The organism is Mycobacterium sp. (assembly GCF_032159775.1).
Taxonomy (GTDB): domain Bacteria; phylum Actinomycetota; class Actinomycetes; order Mycobacteriales; family Mycobacteriaceae; genus Mycobacterium.
This window is the reverse complement of the sequence record NZ_JAVHWK010000195.1, coordinates 1-4,263: the sequence shown is the minus strand read 5'-3', so window position 1 is coordinate 4,263 and position 4,263 is coordinate 1. Positions and strand designations below refer to the sequence as shown.

Here is a 4,263-nt window from a genome sequence, read left to right as displayed (position 1 = left end):
AGATCGGAGTCGGGGTCCGTCACCGAGCTGACCTGGACGCAACTGGGCAGGCGGATCCGCGCCATCGGCGCCCGGGTGCAGCAGGTCGCGTCCCGAGGAGACCGCGTGGCGATACTCGCCCCGCAGGGCCTCGACTACATCGCAGGGTTCTTCGCCGCCATCAAGGCCGGCACCATCGCGGTCCCGCTGTTCGCTCCCGAGTTGCAAGGTCATGCTCAGCGTCTCGCGGTGGCACTGCACGACTCACGTCCGACCGTCGTGCTCACCACGTCGACGGCCTCAGCAGCCGTCGGGGCCGCCCTGACCGAGGTCGGGCTCGCACCTCGACCACATGTCATTGCCATCGACCACATTCCGGATGCGGCCGCGGACGCGCTGACGCCCGTTCGCATCGAGGCCGAGGACGTCTCGCATCTGCAGTACACGTCGGGATCCACCCGGGATCCGGTGGGCGTCGAGATCACCCACAGAGCGGTCGGCACCAACCTGACGCAGATGATCCTGTCCATCGACCTTCTCGACCGAAACACGCACGGCTGCAGTTGGTTACCGCTCTACCACGACATGGGCCTGTCGATGATCGGCTTTCCCACCGTCTACGGCGGTCACTCGACGCTGATGTCTCCGGCTGCGTTCATCCGGCGGCCCGAACGCTGGATACATGCGCTGGCAGCCGGATCCCGTGAAGGACGCGTCGTGACCGCCGCACCCAACTTCGCATGCGAGTACGCGGCGCAACGCGGCCTGCCCGCAACCGATCGCAACGTCGACCTGAGCAATGTCGTGCTGATCCTTGGTTCGGAACCGGTGAGCACCAGGGCCATCGACTCCTTCAACAGCGCATTCGGGCCATACGGATTGCCGCCGACGGCGATTAAACCGTCCTACGGCATCGCCGAGGCGACCTTGTTCGTCTCGACCATCGCCCCCGACGCCAGCCCCGCCGTCGCACACCTCGACCGCGCAATGCTGGAGAAAGGTCAGGCCGTGCGGGTCGCCGCTGACGACCAGGACGCGGCCGCGCATGTGGCGTGCGGCCAGATCGCCCGCAGCCAATGGTGCGTCATCGTCGATCGCGACACCGAAAGCGAGCTTCCCGACGGCCGGATCGGCGAGATCTGGTTGCACGGCGCCAACATCGGCCGCGGATACTGGCGGCGTGCCGAGGAAACCCGGCGGACGTTCGGGGCGATCCTTCGGTCGCAGGTCGGCGAGGGCAGTCACGCCGACGGCGCTCCGGCCGGTGCCACCTGGTTGCGCACGGGCGACCTCGGTTTCTATCTCGACCGGGAGCTGTATGTCACCGGTCGCATCGCCGACCTGATCACGATCGACGGTCGACAGCTCTACCCAGAGGACGTCGAAGCCGCAGCGGCCGAGGCGTCGCCGATCGTGCGTCGTGGATATGCCGCCGCATTCACGGTGCCGTGCGGGGCCGTCGAGCAGCTGGTGATCGTCGCCGAACGGGCGTCGGGCACACGCCGCGCAGACCCCGCGCCCGCCGTCGAAGCCATTCGTGCCGCACTGTCCCGGCGGCACCGCCTCCGGGTCGCCGATGTCCGGCTGGTGCCTGCAGGCGCGATCCCGCGCACTACGAGCGGCAAGCTGGCCCGCCGGGCCTGCCGCGCCGCCTACCTGGACGGGGAATTCGGGGACTAGGCCGCTCCCCGCGCGGCTAGGGTCAACCGAATGACATCGATAGCGCAAGCGCCCGACCGCGTTACCGGGTTGGCCCGCGGAATGCGGGACCTCGTTGAAGCCCGAGCCGCGGAATCCGAGCGGAACCGGACGCTCGCCCCTGCGGTGGTGGAGCACATGTGGGCGTGCGGGCTGATGTCCGCGTTCAACCCCCATCAGGCAGGCGGTGTCGAACCGTCGTTCCGGGAGATGATCGAGACCTGGATCGAGATGGCTTGGCAGGACGGCTCATTCGGCTGGGTCGGCATCGCGAACTTCCCGTCGGCGTTCGCCGCCGCGGCTTATCTGCCCGATGACGGCTTCGCGGAGGTGTTCACCGCTCACGACAATCACGTCACGATGGGCGGCCAGTTCTTTCCCAATGGGCAGGGGACCGTCGTCGAGGGCGGCTACCGCTTGACCGGATCGTGGAGCTTCGGTTCGGGAACCGGCCATTCCGAATACGTCGCCGCAGGGTTCTTCCCCATGGAAGATGGCGAGATGCGCTGGATCAGCGAAGGCATCCCCGACATGCAGGTGGCCGTGGTGCCGCGGGAGGAGATCTCGTTCAACGACGGCTGGTTCGTCCAGGGTCTCAAGGGAACCGGCTCCTATGACTACAGCGCCACCGATGTGTTCGTCCCCGCCGGCCGCACCTTCGCGCTGTTCTCCCGGGAGCCGCTGCGGGGAAGCTCGCCGGCCACCCGGATGGGGCTGATGCCGGTGACCGCCGCGGGCCACGCATCGTGGGCGCTCGGAGTGGCCAAGAGCATGCTCGACGACGTCCAGGAGCTCGCCGCCACCAAATTCCGGATGAGCGACATGGCCTCGCTGGCCAGCCGGCCAACCTTCCAAAAAGGTCTGGCACACAGTGTTTCGGCATGGCGGGCCGCCCGCCTCCTGGTACTCGAGGCGTTCACCGCCGCCGAATCCGCCGTGGCAGCAGGCGGAGACCTGACGCCGATGCTGCGGGCAGACATGCGGACGGCGGCCGTATACGCCACCGACGTCGCACGGGAATGTGCGGAATGGGCACATCTCGTCGCCGGCACCAGCTCGATACGGGAGGGCAGTCGACTGGAGCGGGCGTTCCGTGACATCTACACGGGCACCCAACACGCCTTCATCAGCGAGAAGGTGGCGATGGACGGGGCACAGATCTGGCTCGGCGTGATCGAGGATCAGTTCGGCCTGTAACCCCGCTTGCCGAAAGGGTTTAGCGATGCTGGATCGAACCGCCGGCCTTTCTGAGGCCGCGCAGCATGCGGTGGAGTTCCTGGCGGGCCTCGACGAGCGTCCGGTGGCCGCCCGTGTCGACGCCGCAGGCGTGCGCGATGTTCTCGGCGGTCCTCTGCCGGAGCACGGTGAGGCCCCCGATGTCGTCATCGACGCGCTGGTGGCCGGAGCCGAGCCCGGGCTGGTTGCCACTGCGGGGCCGCGTCATTTCGGTTTCGTGATCGGCGGCGCACTGCCCGCCGCACTGTCCGCGGACTGGCTGGTCTCGGCCTGGGACCAAAACGCCGCATTCCATTCGCTGTCGCCTGCCGCCGCCGCGATCGAAGAGGTCACCGCGGCGTGGGCGCGCGACCTCTTCGGGCTGCCCGAGACGGCCAGCGTCGGATTCGTCACCGGTGGCCAGGGCGCGAACACCACGTGTCTGGCCGCGGCCCGTCATGCGGTGCTCGCGAAGGCAGGTTGGAACGTCGAAGACGACGGCCTGATCGGCGCTCCGCCGGTGCACATTCTGTGCGGTGAACAGGCCCACGCGACCATCGACACCGCCCTGCGCCAGCTGGGGCTCGGCGCAAAGACGCCGATCCGCATCGAAGCCGACGACCAAGGTCGGATGCGAGTCGACGCGCTTCGCGATGTGCTGTCTCATGTCGCTGGGCCGACGATCGTCTGCTCACAGGCGGGAAACGTGGCCACCGGCGCCTTCGACGCGTTCGAACCGCTCGCCGACGCCTGCACCTCGCATGGAGCCTGGCTGCACGTCGACGGCGCGTTCGGTCTGTGGGCCGCTGCGACGCAGGCGCTCCGGCACCTCACGACCGGCGTCGAACGCGCCGACTCGTGGGCAGTGGACGCCCACAAGTGGCTGAACGTGCCCTACGACAGCGCGATGGCGATCGTCGCCGACCCCGACGCCCACGTCGCTGCGATGGGCCTCGCGGGTCCGTACCTCGTCGCCGACCCCGGCCAGCGCGACGGAACCAACTACGTGCCGGAGAGCTCGCGGCGGGCGCGCGTCGTGCCGATATATGCGGCCTTGAGGTCGTTGGGCCGTACAGGCATCGCCGAGTTGATCGAACGCAACTGCGCTCAGGCCAGGCGAATGGCCGAGCGGCTCGGCGCGATTCCCGGCGCGCGGATCGTCAACGAGGTCGTACTCAACCAGGTGCTGGTGGCGCTGCCCGGCGGTGACGACGCGAACAGGGCAGCGGTGGCCGCAGTCCAGCGCGACGGGACCTGCTGGCTCGGCGGCACCACCTGGCGCGATGAGTACGTGCTTCGGGTATCCATATCGAACTGGGCGACGACCGACGTCGATGTCGACCGGTCGGCGGACGCGATAGCAGCTGCCGC

The 4,263-nt window shown here is 68.4% G+C and carries 3 protein-coding genes; all 3 read left to right on the top strand.

Annotated elements, in window-relative coordinates:
• A partial coding sequence (locus QOJ24_RS24915) for a fatty acyl-AMP ligase (protein WP_526266040.1) occupies positions 1–1,659 on the top strand: 1,659 nt, incomplete at its 5' end.
• 30 nt (positions 1,660–1,689) lie between these two features.
• Positions 1,690–2,874, top strand: a complete 1,185-nt coding sequence (locus QOJ24_RS24910) for an acyl-CoA dehydrogenase family protein (protein ID WP_526266038.1) — start codon at positions 1,690–1,692, stop codon at positions 2,872–2,874.
• 25 nt (positions 2,875–2,899) lie between these two features.
• The coding region (locus QOJ24_RS24905; protein ID WP_526266037.1) for a pyridoxal phosphate-dependent decarboxylase family protein at positions 2,900–4,263 on the top strand (1,364 nt) is incomplete at its 3' end.